This window comes from Bradyrhizobium genosp. P (assembly GCF_049949265.1).
GTDB lineage: Bacteria > Pseudomonadota > Alphaproteobacteria > Rhizobiales > Xanthobacteraceae > Bradyrhizobium.
In genome coordinates this window covers 3,185,597-3,199,322 of record NZ_CP188195.1, presented here as the reverse complement: position 1 = coordinate 3,199,322, position 13,726 = coordinate 3,185,597, and the positions used below count along the sequence as shown (strand labels likewise).

General features: G+C 61.7%; 13 protein-coding genes and 1 pseudogene. 10 read left to right on the top strand and 4 right to left on the bottom strand.

Annotated features, from left to right (window positions below; all coding sequences use genetic code 11):
* Positions 1-56: 56 nt before the first annotated feature.
* From ACP2YO_RS15430 to ACP2YO_RS15420, 3 genes are all read right to left on the bottom strand, one after another.
* Entirely contained in the window at positions 57-836 is a 780-nt protein-coding gene (locus ACP2YO_RS15430) for an enoyl-CoA hydratase/isomerase family protein (protein WP_426441599.1), read from the bottom strand.
* Between the two features lie 67 nt (positions 837-903).
* Positions 904-3,003, bottom strand: coding sequence for a molybdopterin oxidoreductase family protein (locus ACP2YO_RS15425; protein WP_426441598.1), 2,100 nt, complete (start codon positions 3,001-3,003; stop codon positions 904-906).
* A 124-nt stretch (positions 3,004-3,127) separates the two neighbouring features.
* Positions 3,128-4,180 (bottom strand): ABC transporter substrate-binding protein, encoded by a 1,053-nt coding sequence (locus ACP2YO_RS15420; protein ID WP_426441597.1) that lies wholly within the window; start codon positions 4,178-4,180, stop codon positions 3,128-3,130.
* A 166-nt stretch (positions 4,181-4,346) separates the two neighbouring features.
* Between ACP2YO_RS15420 and ACP2YO_RS15415 the strand changes: the two genes are divergently transcribed.
* Positions 4,347-5,321 carry a tripartite tricarboxylate transporter substrate binding protein gene (locus ACP2YO_RS15415; RefSeq protein ID WP_426441596.1) on the top strand — a complete coding sequence of 325 codons (975 nt, stop codon included), beginning with the start codon at positions 4,347-4,349 and terminating at the stop codon, positions 5,319-5,321.
* 46 nt (positions 5,322-5,367) lie between these two features.
* A complete protein-coding gene (locus tag ACP2YO_RS15410; RefSeq protein ID WP_426441595.1) occupies positions 5,368-6,066 on the top strand; it encodes a molybdate ABC transporter substrate-binding protein in 699 nt (232 codons plus the stop codon).
* A 23-nt stretch (positions 6,067-6,089) separates the two neighbouring features.
* Here the strand turns inward: ACP2YO_RS15410 and ACP2YO_RS15405 are convergent.
* A pseudogene (locus ACP2YO_RS15405) lies at positions 6,090-6,848 on the bottom strand (SDR family NAD(P)-dependent oxidoreductase).
* A gap of 147 nt (positions 6,849-6,995) precedes the next feature.
* On the opposite strand from ACP2YO_RS15405, the gene ACP2YO_RS15400 reads away from it, so the two are divergent.
* The 8 genes from ACP2YO_RS15400 to ACP2YO_RS15365 all read left to right on the top strand — a co-directional run bounded on the left by ACP2YO_RS15400 (position 6,996) and on the right by ACP2YO_RS15365 (position 13,669).
* Entirely contained in the window at positions 6,996-7,730 is a 735-nt protein-coding gene (locus ACP2YO_RS15400; RefSeq protein ID WP_426443202.1) for a GntR family transcriptional regulator, read from the top strand.
* 51 nt (positions 7,731-7,781) lie between these two features.
* Positions 7,782-8,813, top strand: coding sequence for a TRAP transporter substrate-binding protein (locus ACP2YO_RS15395; protein WP_426441594.1), 1,032 nt, complete (start codon positions 7,782-7,784; stop codon positions 8,811-8,813).
* A 27-nt stretch (positions 8,814-8,840) separates the two neighbouring features.
* Positions 8,841-9,353, top strand: a complete 513-nt coding sequence (locus ACP2YO_RS15390) for a TRAP transporter small permease (RefSeq protein WP_426441593.1) — start codon at positions 8,841-8,843, stop codon at positions 9,351-9,353.
* 15 nt (positions 9,354-9,368) lie between these two features.
* Positions 9,369-10,664, top strand: a complete 1,296-nt coding sequence (locus ACP2YO_RS15385) for a TRAP transporter large permease (RefSeq protein WP_426441592.1) — start codon at positions 9,369-9,371, stop codon at positions 10,662-10,664.
* A gap of 93 nt (positions 10,665-10,757) precedes the next feature.
* On the top strand, positions 10,758-11,444 hold the full coding sequence (locus ACP2YO_RS15380; RefSeq protein ID WP_426441591.1) for a cyclase family protein: 687 nt from the start codon (positions 10,758-10,760) through the stop codon (positions 11,442-11,444).
* Positions 11,445-11,470: 26 nt separating this feature from the next.
* Positions 11,471-12,022, top strand: a complete 552-nt coding sequence (locus tag ACP2YO_RS15375) for a tripartite tricarboxylate transporter substrate-binding protein (protein ID WP_426441590.1) — start codon at positions 11,471-11,473, stop codon at positions 12,020-12,022.
* A complete protein-coding gene (locus ACP2YO_RS15370) occupies positions 12,007-12,471 on the top strand; it encodes a Bug family tripartite tricarboxylate transporter substrate binding protein (protein ID WP_426441589.1) in 465 nt (154 codons plus the stop codon). The genes ACP2YO_RS15375 and ACP2YO_RS15370 overlap by 16 nt, the downstream gene beginning before the upstream one ends.
* Before the next feature lie 103 nt (positions 12,472-12,574).
* The gene (locus tag ACP2YO_RS15365; RefSeq protein ID WP_426441588.1) at positions 12,575-13,669 is read left to right on the top strand and encodes an amidohydrolase family protein; all 1,095 of its coding nucleotides are present in this window, start codon (positions 12,575-12,577) and stop codon (positions 13,667-13,669) included.
* Positions 13,670-13,726: the final 57 nt, after the last annotated feature.

Sequence of the window (13,726 nt, the reverse complement as noted above, 5' to 3'; positions counted from 1 at the left end):
ATCGAAAGGTGCCAGAACAGCATGCTTGAGCTCGCCAATCGACCGCCGATGGTGCCCTACCGTCCGGGCCAAGATGGCTTGCGCTTCTCGCCGAATGCCTTGAGGCCTTCCTTGGCGTCCTCGGTCATCGCAAGCAGCGCAATCTGGCTTTCGGTGTAGGCGATGCTTTCGTCAAACGACATCGAGGCAATCGCCCGCATCGCATATTTGCCACGGCGGATCGCAGTCGGCGATTTGTCGACAATGCGGCCGATCAGCCAGTCGATCTTGGCATCGAGCTCGGCAGCCGGGACAACGTAATTCAGCAAACCCGCCGCCCGCGCAGTGCCAGCGTCGAAGGGCTCGCCGGTCAGCGCCCATTCATTGACGAGCCGCGGCGGGGCGATCGACTGCAGCAGGCTCATCACCTGCATCGGAAACACGCCGACCTTCACCTCGGGGAGACCGAAGATCACATGATCGGCGGCGACCGCCATGTCGGTCATGCACAACAATCCCATGCCGCCCGCCATACAGACGCCGCCAACCCGCGCGATGGCGGGCTTGGTCGAGTTCTGCGACAGCCGCAACAGGTCGGCATAGTCGACGTTGGGGCGCGAATGATCCATCGCAAATGCCGCGCCGCTGTTCTGCAGATCGGCGCCGGCACAGAAGGCCTTGTCGCCCGCGCCCGTCAGCACGATGACGCGCACGTCCTTGTCGTCATGCGCGTCGCGATAGCCCTTCGCGATGCCCGCGATCACCTCGGCATTGAGCGCGTTGCGCTTCTCCGGTCGATTGATGGTGATCCAGAACGCCTGCGCGCGTTTTTCGAGAATGACACTGTTGTCGGTCATGTTTCCTGCCTGTGCGCTGTTTTCAGCCCACATTTGCGGCAGGATCGGCGCCGACTGCAAGCGGGATTTAAGCGGCGGCCGACGCCTTCTTGATCCAGACCTTGTTGTCGTGGAACGCGGCGCCGCCGACGGGTGCGACAGCCTCGGCCCCGGTCAGCATGTTGATGCCGCGACCGCCAATATGCGATTTGTTCGGATGGATCGACTCCGCGATCAGCACGCCGCGGCGAACGCCATCGAACAATTTCGCGGTCAGCGTGGTCTCGCCTCGCGTGTTGCCGAGGGTCACCGCCTCGCCATCGGCGATCGAAAGGGTCGCCGCGTCCTCGGGGTGGATCATCACGGTCGGCACACCCTCGCGGGCCTGCGACGACGGCGTTTCGTTGAAGCTGGTGTTGAGGAAACTGCGCGAGGGCGAGGTGGCGAGCCGGAACGGGTGCTGCGCGTCTGCCTCCTCGATGATCGTCCAGTGGTCGGGCAGCGAGGGCATCTTGTCCCACGCCCCCATCAGGCCGCCGGTCCCGACCGGCAGTTTGCTCCATTCGACCTTGAAGTGGAACTTGTTGTCGGCATGGGCAAAGCCGTCGAGATAGTGCGACGCGCGGAAGTCGGGTTGAAGGTCACGCCACAGTTCGGCCTCGAGCGTGGCGATATCGCCATGGCCGCTTTTCTTCAGCGTCGCGTCGATCAGCTCACGGGCCGTCATGTCGAAGCCAGGGTGCACCGCATTCAGGCGGCGGCCGAGCGCCTGCATCACATCGTGATTGGAGCGGCATTCGCCGGGCGGATCGATCAGCTTGGGACCGACCGAGATATGCTGGTGGCCGCCACCATAGTAGAGATCGTCGTGCTCCATGAACATCGTCGCCGGCAGCACGATATCGGCCATCTGCGCCGTCTCGGTCATGAACTGCTCATGCACCGCGACGAACAAATCCTCGCGGGCAAATCCCTGACGCACCAATGCCTGCTCCGGCGCGACCGTCATTGGATTGGTGTTCTGGATCAGCATCGCCTTGACCGGGCCACCGCCCCTTAGTGCCTCGGCGTCGCCGGTCAGGATGCGGCCGACCTTCGACTGGTCGAGCACGCGCGTATTGCGGTCGATCGCGTCATGGCCCTCGATGATGGATTCGTCGAAGCGCCAGATCCCGGCATTGTTGAAGAACGCCCCGCCACCCTCGTACTGCCAGGCGCCGGTGACCGCGGGAATGCAGAGCGCAGCGTGCATCTGCGCGGCGCCATTGCGGCTGCGCGTGAAACCATAGCCGAGACGGAAGAACGAGCGCTTGGTCTGCCCGACCGTGTGTGCAAACGCCTCGATCTCCTCGACCGGCACGCCTGAGATCGCCGAGGCCCATTCCGGGCTCCGGGTCTTCAGATGCGCTTCGAACTCTTCCGGACAATCCGTGTAGCGCGCGAGATAGTCGCGGTCGGCAAAACCCTCGCGGAACAGCACATGCATCACACCGCAAGCGAATGCACCGTCGGTGCCCGGCCGCAGCAGGATCTTGATATCGGCCTGCTTCATCGTGTCGTTGTTGTAGACGTCGATTGCCGCGATCTTCGCCCCGCGCTCTTTCCGCGCGCGCGACGCGTGCGTCATCACGTTGACCTGGGTGTTCACCGGATTGGTGCCCCAGATCACGACGAGGTCGGAGACACCCATCTCGCGGGGGTCGACGCCGGCGATCTTGCCGGTCCCTGCCGTGAAGCCGATGCGAGCGATGGTCGAGCAGATCGTGCCGTAGAAGCGCGAGTATTTCTTGACATGCGACAGACGGTTGAGGCCGTCGCGCATCACCAGCCCCATGGTGCCCGCGTAGTAGTAAGGCCAGACCGACTCGGCGCCGAACTCGCACTCGGCAGCGTCGAAACGCGCCGCGATCTCGTCCAGCGCCTCGTCCCAGGAAATCCGCGCAAACTGGCCTGAACCCTTCGGCCCGGTCCGGCGCATCGGATACATCAGCCGCTCAGCGTGGTGAATCCGCTCGGCATAGCGCGCCACCTTGGCGCAGACCACGCCGGCCGTGTAGGTCTGCTGCTTGGAGCCCCTGACACGGCCGATCGAGCGTCCCTCGATGACCTCAACATCAAGCGCACATGCCGAGGGGCAGTCGTGCGGACAGGTGGAATGGCGGATGTCGACCTTGGCATGCTGGTTCATGTCAAATAGGTAACACCAAACGGGCAGTCCGCCGAGGGGGTTTGTCCCGCCAGTTTGTGCAAAAACCGGGCAGAGCCATGCGTCGGACGCCCAAATCGGCCCGCCATTAGTGGGATCGCCCCAATCAAACGTGGAAGATACGAGTATAGCGTGACTTGATCGACTCCCCTTCCCGCTCTACCGCCGCAGCGTCATCCTTCATCGTCTTGATGTCCTTCAACGGCTTGCGTCCAGCCTTTTCCTGGGTCTGTGCATGCACGGAACGCAGACCCCCAACGTCAATGTTGAGCTGCTGCGCTTCACGTCCCAGCGCGAACGACTGAAACAGCCTTGCAGCGTTCGGATGCGGGCAATCCTTGAAGATTCCATTCGGGCCGACAATGATCGGAGATCCTTCGATGGCATAGACCGGCTCGACCGGCCGGCCCGACTCCTTCAGCTGGAAGATATTGTATTCGTTGCCATCGGCCATCACCGCGCGCTCGCCAAGATCGAGCTTCTTCGGCGGGTCGGTCGAAGATTGCACCTGCATGATATTCTGCTTGGCGAGTTGCTCGAAATATCCCCAGCCGAGATCACGCTGCATCTGATAGGTCGCCGTCATGATGGTGCCGCTGTAGCCGGGATGCGCCTTGACGATCTTGCCTTTCCATTTGGGATCGAGCAGATCGGCAAAGCTCTTCGGCGCCTCTTCTGCCTTCACCAGGCTGTTATTGTAAGCGATGATCGAAAGCCAGACACGGAAGCTTGCGAACTGGCCGTCCGGATCGCGGTGCTCATCCGGATAGAATTTTGCGACTTCCTCGGGAACGTAAGGCGCCAGAATGCCATCCCGCTTCCAGACGATGAAATGCGCCGCGTCGGAGGAGTTGACGACGTCGACCGCATGAATATTGCTCAAGTATTCCTGGCCGATCCGCTGGAACACGCGCTCCGCACCGGTGCGTTCCACGCGCACAGAAATGCCCGAATATTTCGCTTCGAAGGCCTTGGCCAGTTTCTCCGCGACCGGCAAATCGGTCGAGGTGTAGTAGATGACCTGGCCTTCCTTTGTCGCTGCATCGATCAACGCCGGCGTGATCGGTTCGACGGGAGGCGCGGCGGCCACGACCTGCGTAGAAAGCGTGGCACCGACAAGCACCGCACCGGTGCCCTTCAGCACGTCGCGGCGCGACATCCCTAGACGTTTCCTCATATGATTCCCCGCGCTTGATGGCGAAGTTGGGTACACCGCTTCCGGTCCTTTATTCCGAGGCCGGAAACGGAGTCTGTCATCGACAGCCTCGTCAGGTTGCAGCTAGACTTGCGGTCAAGAAAGAAGACTAAAGTCGGGGAGAGGATCGATGGCGAGCACACGGATCGCGCTCACGCTGCTCGCGGGTCTGCTGACCGCGTCGATTCCAGGCGCACACGCACAAGCCGAGGACTATCCGGCGCGTCCGGTCAGGATCATCGTTCCTTTTGGCCCCGGCGGACCGGCCGACGTCGTCGCGCGTCAGATCGGCAGCATCTTGCAGGAAAACCTCGGCCAACCCTTCGTGGTCGAGAATCGCACCGGCGCGGGCGGTGTGATCGGCACGCTCGAGGTCGCGAAGGCGCCGGCCGACGGCTACACCCTGCTCATGATGTCGAATACCCAGACCGCAAATGAATCACTGGTGCCGCAACGCAAATATGAACTGATGCGCGACCTGACGCCGATCGCGCCGCTGAACTATTCCGATCTCGTGATCGTGGTTGATCCGGCCGTACCAGCCAAGACTCTGCAGGAATTCATCGCGCTCGCGAAGTCACAGCCCGGGAAACTGAACTATGCTTCATCGGGCCAGGGCACGCCGTACCACATGGCGGGTGAGCTGTTCAAAGCCATGGCGGGCATCGATCTCGTTCATGTGCCCTATCGGAACAGCGGTGAAGCACGCAGCGGCGTGATCGGCGGCCAGGTCCAGATGATGATCGATGCTGTTCCGGCAATGGCGCCGAATGTTGCCGAAAGCCAGGTCCGGGCGCTTGCGACCACGGGCAAGACGCGCTCGACCGTGCTGCCCAACGTCCCGACGGTGATCGAGGCGGGCGTTCCCGGTTACGAGGCGACGATCTGGCTCGGCCTGATGGCACCAGCGGGCACACCGAAGCCGATCATCGACAAGCTCAATGCCGCAGTGAACGCTGTGATCAAGCGGCCGGAGGTTGCGACGCTCTGGGCCGCCCAGGGTGCGGTGCCGATGGAGATGTCGCCGGAGGAGTTCGACAAATTCCTGCGCGCCGATATTGTGAAATGGGCTGCTGTCGTCAAAGGATTGGACAAAACCCAGTAGCTGTGGCCACCAGGCCAGCCGTGATCGCAACCATGGAATTGAGCAGATGACGACCTTGAACATTCTGAGCGGCGGCGCGGCGCAGGGCCTGGTTGGCAGCGTTGGGCCTGCATTCAAGGCCGAGACCGGTTTCGACATCGCCGGCGAGTTTGGCGCCGTCGGCGTCATGGCCGACAAATTGCGCTCCGGCGTGCCGACCGACGTCGTCATCCTTACGGCCGCACTGATCGCAGGACTCGCCGACGAAAGGCTGGTTGTGCGCGGTTCGATCACGGATATCGGCCGGGTTGAAACCGCCCTCGCCGTTCGCACAGGCGATCCGCTGGTAAAAATTACCGACGCCGCCAGTCTGCGAGATGCGCTGCTGGCCGCGGACGCGATCTTCGTGCCGGACACCAAGGCATCGACGGCTGGAATTCACGTCGCCAAAGTCCTGGCGCAGCTTGGCATCGACAGCGACGTCGCCAACCGGGTGCGCGTGTTTCCAAACGGTGCGACCGCGATGCGCCATCTGGCCGAGTCCGAGGCTCGGCGGCCGATCGGCTGCACGCAATCGACCGAGATCATCAGCACCAAAGGCGTGACGCTCTCGGGTGCGTTACCGCCGGGATGTGAGCTCGCGACCATGTATACGGCGGCTCTGGCGACCCAGGCGTCCGCCGCACCGCAAGCGCAACGGCTGATCGCACTGCTGACCTCGTCCGATGCGCAGGAACTCCGCGGCCGATCCGGGTTCGTCGCATAAGGGAAGCGGAGCCGCATTGCGGCCTAACGCGCCAACTGGGTCAGCCCCGTCGGCGGCCCGTCGACCGCGGTCCAGCCGCCGTCGACGAACAGCGTGCTTCCGCTGACGTAACTTGCGGCGTCCGATGCCAGGTAGGCGACCGCGGTTGCGACCTCGTCCGCGCTGCTCCAGCGATTGAACACGGTGTGACCGGCATAGAGGTTGTAGATGTCAAGCCGCTGCTTGAAGGGTCCGGTCAGCGCAGTTTCCGCAATGCTCGGCGCGATCGCATTGACCCGAACGCCGAAACGCCCGACTTCGGACGCGCAGCCTTTCACCAGCAGCCCAATCGCCGCCTTGGTCGCGCGATAGACCGCAAGCTCCGGCTCGATGGTGACCGCACGCACCGAGGAACAGGCGATCGGGCTGCCGCCTTACTGCTTGACCATGATGCGGCCAAAGGCTTGGAAGAACCACACGGTGCCCTTGATGTTCAAATTGATGACACGGTCGAGATCTTCGTCGGTGTAGTCGAGGATGGTCTTGCGAATGTTCAGTCCCGGCGTCGTGACGGCGATGTCGATGCGCGGAAACTCAGTCAGCGCCTTCGCCGCCAACGCCTCAACGTCGGTGCGATCGGCGGCATCACACCTTGCCGTCGTCGCCGATCCGCCCTGCTCCCGGATCGCGGCGGCGGTTGCGTCCGCGCCCTCCGCCGTTCGATCGGCACACAACACGCTTGCACCCAGCGACGCCAATGCCTCGGCCGAGGATCTGCCAATCCCCGAGGCTGCGCCCAGCACGACAGCGTTCTTGCCGGTGAGATCAAACAGCTTGCGATAATCGGTCACGTCAAAGCTCCCTTCAGTAGCAAAGCGCCCCGGGAGTGGGCCCGACCCGGGTTTGCGTTCAAATCTCACTTCATATACTAATATATTAACTAAGCAGAGATACCCGTGCGCGCGCCAAATAAATCCGAGCTTCGCTCCGCGGGCGGCCACAGGCGAACCGGCCGGCCCCGCACGGCGACGGCAGCGGCGCGAATCTACACCGATCTGCGTGCGGAGTTGGTCTCGCTACTGCGCCGGCCAGGCGACCCGATCCTGGAAGCGGAAATCGCCCTGTCCTACGGCGTTAGCCGGACGCCGGTGCGCGAAGCCATTCTGAGATTATCCGATGAGGGCCTGGTCGAGATCTTCCCGCAATCGGGCATCTTCGTCTCCCGCATCCCGCTGGCTGCACTCCCCGAGGCGATCATTGTCCGGAGATCGCTGGAAGAAACCACCGCACGCATGGCAACCGAGCGGGCCAGTTCCAGCCAGATCCTCGGCCTGCGTTCCATCCTCGAGCGCCAGCGCGAGGCCGATGTCGCCGGAGATCGCGAGGCATTCCATCAGGCCGATGAGGCGTTTCATGCCACCATCGCCGACATTGCCGGGCATCCGGGCATCTGGAAGCTGATCCTCCAGGTCAAGGTTCACGTCGATCGCTTCCGACGGCTCACCCTGCCGCAACGCGGGCGGATGGCCGAGGTGATCGCCGAGCACGAGGCCATCATGGCAGAGATCGAAGCGCGGAATCCCGCTGCTGCCGGGATTGCGATGGTTAGGCATCTCGAACGGCTTCTCGCCGACATCTCGGCCACACGACACAACAATCCGGAGTTTTTCGACCAGCGAAGCTAGCCGACACGACCGCAGCCGGAATCCGGCGCGGCATTCAGGGAAGGAAATGACATGGACAGCACACGTCAATCGCAACACGGTGTTGCGACGCTCGGCCGTCGCGACTTCATCAGGCTGAGCACAGGTCTTGGCGCGGTGGTGGCGACATCAATGTCGCCGGTCCGCGGCCAATCGAAAGCAGTCTTCAAAGCGTCCGACGTACAACCTCCGGGCTACCCCACCGTCGTCGCGACCGAAAACCTCGGCAAGAAACTCGAGGCCGCCACCAACGGCCGCCTCTCGGTACAGATGTTCCCGTCGATGCAGCTCGGCGGCGAGAAGGAAACCATCGAACAGACCCAGATTGGCGCGATCCAGATGCTGCGCGTCAGCGCGGGATCGATCGGCCCGATTGTCGACGACATCAACGTCGTCAACATGCCCTTCCTGTTCAAGAACATGACCCATGCTGAAGAAATGATGGACGGTCCGATCGGACAGGAGCTGCTCGACAAGATCACGGCAAATGCCAACGCCGGACTGGTTGCACTGTGCTGGATGAATTCCGGCGCGCGCAGCCTCTACAACACCAAGCGGTCGATCAAGGCGATTGAGGACATCAAGGGTCTGAAATTCCGCGTGATTGGCAATCCGATCTTCATCGACATGATGAACGCACTTGGCGGCAACGGCGTCGCGATGGGTTATGATCAGGTCTTCAGCGCGCTGCAAACCGGGGTGATCGATGGCGCCGAAAACAATCCGCCGAGTTACGTCTTCAGCAACCACTACACAGCTGCGAAGCACTTCTCGCTCACCGAACACCTGATCGTTCCTGAACTGCTGGTGTTCTCGAAAAGGGCGTGGACCGCGCTTTCGGCCGACGATCAGGCACTGATGAAGAAACTTGCTCGCGAAGCGCAGATGGAAGAGCGCGGATTCTGGAACAAGTATGAGCAGCAGGCGATGGAGAAAGCCAAGGCTGCCGGGTGCGAGATCGTCGAGATTGCAGACAAGACGCCGTTCCAGATCGCGGTCAAGCCCGTATGGAACAAGTACGGTCCCAAATACCAGGACATGATCAATCGCATCCAGTCGGCCTGATACGGGGTTGTTGCAGGGGGGATGGATATGGCCGGATCATATCGCCGAGCGATGGATTTTCTGTACCTTGCATGCGTCGTCACGGGCAGCATCGCGCTGGTGCTGATTTCGGCGGTGATCCCCTGGGCGGTGTTTACGCGCTATGTCCTGAATAGTGCAGCGTCGTGGCCGGAACCGCTTGCCGTTCTGCTGACCATCGTCGTGACGTTCATCGGCGCGGCCGCGGGGTATCGGCTCAACCTGCATATGAACGTTGCCTACTTCGCCAACAAGCTGCCGGACCCGTTTCGGTCTTTGGCTGATCTGATTGTGCAGCTCCTGATGGGATCGATCTCGCTGTTCATGATCATCTGGGGATGGCGCCTTGTGGAGGTTACCTGGCACAACACGATCGCGGATTTTCCATTCCTTTCGGTCGGTGTCACCTATCTGCCGATCCCGGTCGGCGGGGTGTGCCTGCTGCTCTTCATCATCGAACGCATCTTGCTTGGCGCGCCGCCCGACCCGATCGGGCAGCATCGCGAAATGTCCTTCGACTGATCGAGAGTAGCCATCATGGATATCTTCATTCTACTCGCGACGATGCTGCTCTGCTTCCTGATCGGGATGCCGATCGCCTATTCGCTGGCGATGGCGGCGATCGTCGGAGCGCTGTGGATCGGCATTCCACTGGAAGCCGTCATGCTGAAGATATCCGACGGTGTCAGCAAGGTGGCGATGCTGACGATTCCATTCTTCGTGCTGGCCGGGGCGATCATGGCGGAAGGCGGCATGGCGCGACGCCTCGTCGCATTTGCGGATGTGCTGGTCGGCTTCACGCGCTTGCGCGGTGGCCTTTCTATCGTCAACGTGCTCGCGACGACATTCCTGAGCGGTATTTCTGGCTCGGCCGTCGCCGACACGTCCGCGATCGGTTCAGTCATGATCCCGCAGATGGAGAAGAGCGGCTATCCACGCGTTTTCGCCACCAATTTGACGATCACCTCGTCGGTTCAAGCATTGCTGGTTCCGCCGAGCCATAATGCGGTCCTCTATTCGCTTGCTACCGGCGGCACCATTTCGATCAGCGCCCTCTTCATGGCGGGAGTCTTCCCCGGCCTGCTGCTCGGCTTCTCGCTGGTCATCCTGTGCCTGGCCATCGCCTACCGCGAGAAACATCCGCAGGGTCAAGTAGTGCCGGCAAAGTATGCGATCCGGATCACGATCGATGCCGCCTGGGGGCTGATTACGCTGGTCATCATCCTCGGCGGCATTCTGGGCGGCATCTTCACCGCAATCGAGGCCGGAGCCGTTGCCTGCATCTGGGCGTTCTTCGTGACCATGTTCGTCTATCGCGACTATCGCTGGCGCGATCTGCCCGTGCTCCTGCACCGCACGCTGCGCACGGTGGCGGTAGTCTTGACCCTGATCGCCTGCGCATCCAGCGTCGGTTACATCATGGCGCTGACCCAGATGCCGGCCAAGATGACGGCGTTCTTTTTGTCGATCTCCGACAACAAATACGTCATCCTGCTTCTGATCAATATCCTGCTGCTGGTGCTCGGCACGCTCGTCGATATGGCGCCGTCGATTTTGATCGCGACACCGATCCTGTTGCCGGTGATGAAGAATTTCGGCGTCGATCCGGTCCATTTCGGCATGATCATGCTGCTCAACCTCGGCATCGGCCTGTGCCATCCGCCGGTCGGCTCGATCCTCTTCGTCGGTTGCGCGGTCGGCAAGGTCACGATCGAACAGGTCATGCGCAAGATCTGGCCATTCTACGCCGTGATGTTCTTCGTCCTGATGTGCGTAACCTATCTGCCGGAAATCTCGCTGTGGCTCCCTCGGCAACTCCAGGTTCTGCACTGAACGCGGCGCGCATCTTGCGGAACTGCGGCAAACGCGTCAGCATGGCCGCCAGAAGCGCGCTCGCGCCAGCTCCGTCAAGAAAGGGCACAAGCCGTGAAGATCGTCGACCTGAGCCGAGAACTCTATCACCGCGCCCCAAGTTATCCCGGCCACCCGCCAATCATGCACGGGATGTGGAAGAGCCATGAAGAGGCCTTCGTGGAATCCAGGAGCGTCTACGGATTGGCGTCAATGTTCATCTCGATGCCTGATCACGGGGGCACCCACATTGATGCTCCCCGGCATTTTGGCCCGAGCGGAATACCGATCAATGAATATCCGCTCGAGAAGTGCATCGTTCCCGGCATCTGTCTCGATCTTCGCCACATTGCGCCGCGCGCCGAGATCACCCCTGCCGACCTTGAATCCGCCGTGACGACAGCCGGGGCGCCGGTGCCGAAAGGCGGTACCGTTCTGCTCTGCACCGGCCACCACGCCCGGACGTTTCCGCGCAAGGAGTACTCTACCGACAATTCCGGAGTGAACGTCGCCGCCACCGAATGGCTGGCTAGACAGGGCATCGTTCATTTCGGCATCGACTCGATGCGCCCGGGCCCCGACAGCGATGCGAATTTGCTGGTGCACAAGGCCTGCCTCGACCTCGACATCACCCACATCGAAAGCCTCTGCAATCTCGAGGCATTGCTCGGCCAAGGGCAGTTTACCTTCATCGGCCTGCCGATGAAGTGGCGCGAGGGAACAGCGTCGCCAATCCGGGCGGTAGCGGTGTTCGGCTTGTAACGTCGCGATACTGCGGGAGGAACCTGATGACGGGCAGATGGTCGGCCGATCCCTCACGCCGCGCAGTCCTGAGAGCCGGCGTCGCACTCGCCGCCGCGGCCGCAACCGCATCGCACGCGGGCGCCGCGGACTATCCGGAACGTCCGATTAAAATCATCGTGCCCTTCGCTCCCGGCGGGCCGACCGACATCATGGCCCGCATTCTCGGTACTTACCTCGGAGAGGCACTGAACGGCACAATCGTGGTCGAGAACCGCCCCGGCGGCGGCGGCAATATCGGAATTGGCATCGCGGCCCACGCCGAGCCGGACGGCCATGCGCTACTGATCACGTCAAGCGCCTATGTCGTCAATCCTGGCCTATACGCCAAAAATTGCGTACGATCCATTCAAGGACTTTGCAGCGATCGCCGAGCTGGGTACCTCGCCCAACGTGATTCTGGTCAATCCGAAGCTCGGAATCAATTCGGTCGCCGACCTGATCACTCGCGCAAAGGTCAATCCGGACGAATTGAACTACGCCAGCCCCTGGCCTCGGAACAACGCCTCACCTTTCGGGTGAGTTGTTCAAGATCGTAGCCAACGTACAGATGACGCATGTTCCGTTCTCCGGCGCTGGTCCGGCAATCCAGGCGATCCTGAGCGGAACGACCCAGGTAGCCTTTGCTGCACTTCCGCCCGCGCATCCGCACATCGAGTCAGGGGCGTTGAAAGCGCTGGCTGTGACTGCAATCCACCGATGGTTCGATCTGCCAGACGTGCCCACGATGGTCGACCTTGGCTACAAGGACTTCATCTCCGACACGTTCCAGGGATTTCTCGCGCCCGCGAACACGCCAACTTCCATTGTCGAGCGGCTCTCGACCAAGTCGATCGAGATTCTGAAGACACCGAGGATTGCCGAGCAGCTGCGCAATGACGGCTTCGAGGTGCTCGCGAACGGCCCCGACGGCAGGAGCAAGCGCATCGCCGATGAAGTGCCGAAATGGCATGATGTCATCGTGAAGGCAGGGATCAAGCCGGTCTGATCAGATCAAGATTGCGCGACACGCGCAGCGTGTAGTCTTGCGACCGCCTCCCAGCATGCCTACGCTGCTTCCCTACAAAAACAATATCAGGGAGGCAATGGTCATGACCACGAGGCGGGATTTCCTGAAGGCGGGAGCCACGGCGGCCAGCGGCATCGTGTTTTGCAGTTGCGGGCTCGTACACAACGCAGATGCGCAACAATCGCGACAGAAGTTGCCGGTTACGGTCGACGGCCGACGCGTCAAGACGATCGATATTCACTCGCACTGCCATTTCCGTGAGGCCGGCGCGCTGCTCGGGGCCGATGCCGACAAACTGCAGGTGCCGCCGGTCAATGGCGCGATCGAAGCCTTCATCGAAATCGACAAGCGCCTCGCTGCGATGGACGCCCAAGCTGTCGATATGGAGGTGCTCTCAATCAATCCGTTCTGGTACGATCGGAACCGCGACCTCGCGGGACAGATCGTCAAGATCCAGAACGAAAAGCTGGCCGAGCTTTGCGCCTCCAAGCCTGATCGGTTCGCGGCCTTCGCTTCGCTGACCCTGCAGGCACCGGATCTCGCTGTCCAGGAGCTTGAGACCGCGGTCAGGAAGCAGGGGCTGAAGGGCGCGGCGATCGGCGGCGTCGTCGACGGTGTCGAATTCTCCGATTCGAAATTTCACCCGGTATGGGCCAAGGCCGAAGAACTTGGCGTCCCTCTGTTTATTCATCCGCAAGGCGTGCCGGAACTCAACAAACGATTCTCCGGCAACGGCTGGCTCGGCAATACGATCGGCAATCCGCTGGAGACCACGATCGCGCTTTCCCATCTGATCTTCGAGGGCACGTTCGACCGGTTCCCGGGGTTGAAGGTCATTGCGGCACATGGCGGCGGCTATCTGCCTTCGTACGCCGATCGTTCGGATCATGCCTGCCTGGTCGGGCCAAAGGGATGTAACCCCGACATCCGGCTGAAGAAGCCACCGACCGAGTATCTCAAACAGATCTATTTCGACTCGCTGCTCTTCACACCCGAGGCAATCCGGCACCTGGCCGCCCAGGTCGGGGCAGAGCAAATCGTGCTGGGGAGCGATTACCCCTATCCATGGCAACTGGCGCCGGTCGACCACATCTTTGCTTGCGCATCGCTGAGCGATGATGACAAGGCCAACATTCTTGGCCGCACGGCCGCAAGGCTGCTCGGCATTGCGGCGTAAGGAGATGGCGCCGGGTTGTCGGACGACCTCAATCGCCGGCGTCGCGTGATGGGCGCG

Bases quoted from the DNA above. Each gene is read 5' to 3' on its own strand.
- ACP2YO_RS15365 (WP_426441588.1), top strand. From the start codon at position 12,575: ATGACCACGAGGCGGGATTTCCTGAAGGCGGGAGCCACGGCGGCCAGC.
- ACP2YO_RS15375 (WP_426441590.1), top strand. From the start codon at position 11,471: ATGACGGGCAGATGGTCGGCCGATCCCTCACGCCGCGCAGTCCTGAGA.
- ACP2YO_RS15420 (WP_426441597.1), bottom strand. From the start codon at position 4,180: ATGTCGCGCCGCGACGTGCTGAAGGGCACCGGTGCGGTGCTTGTCGGT.
- ACP2YO_RS15390 (WP_426441593.1), top strand. From the start codon at position 8,841: ATGGCCGGATCATATCGCCGAGCGATGGATTTTCTGTACCTTGCATGC.
- ACP2YO_RS15425 (WP_426441598.1), bottom strand. From the start codon at position 3,003: ATGAACCAGCATGCCAAGGTCGACATCCGCCATTCCACCTGTCCGCAC.
- ACP2YO_RS15410 (WP_426441595.1), top strand. From the start codon at position 5,368: ATGACGACCTTGAACATTCTGAGCGGCGGCGCGGCGCAGGGCCTGGTT.
- ACP2YO_RS15395 (WP_426441594.1), top strand. From the start codon at position 7,782: ATGGACAGCACACGTCAATCGCAACACGGTGTTGCGACGCTCGGCCGT.
- ACP2YO_RS15385 (WP_426441592.1), top strand. From the start codon at position 9,369: ATGGATATCTTCATTCTACTCGCGACGATGCTGCTCTGCTTCCTGATC.
- ACP2YO_RS15415 (WP_426441596.1), top strand. From the start codon at position 4,347: ATGGCGAGCACACGGATCGCGCTCACGCTGCTCGCGGGTCTGCTGACC.
- ACP2YO_RS15430 (WP_426441599.1), bottom strand. From the start codon at position 836: ATGACCGACAACAGTGTCATTCTCGAAAAACGCGCGCAGGCGTTCTGG.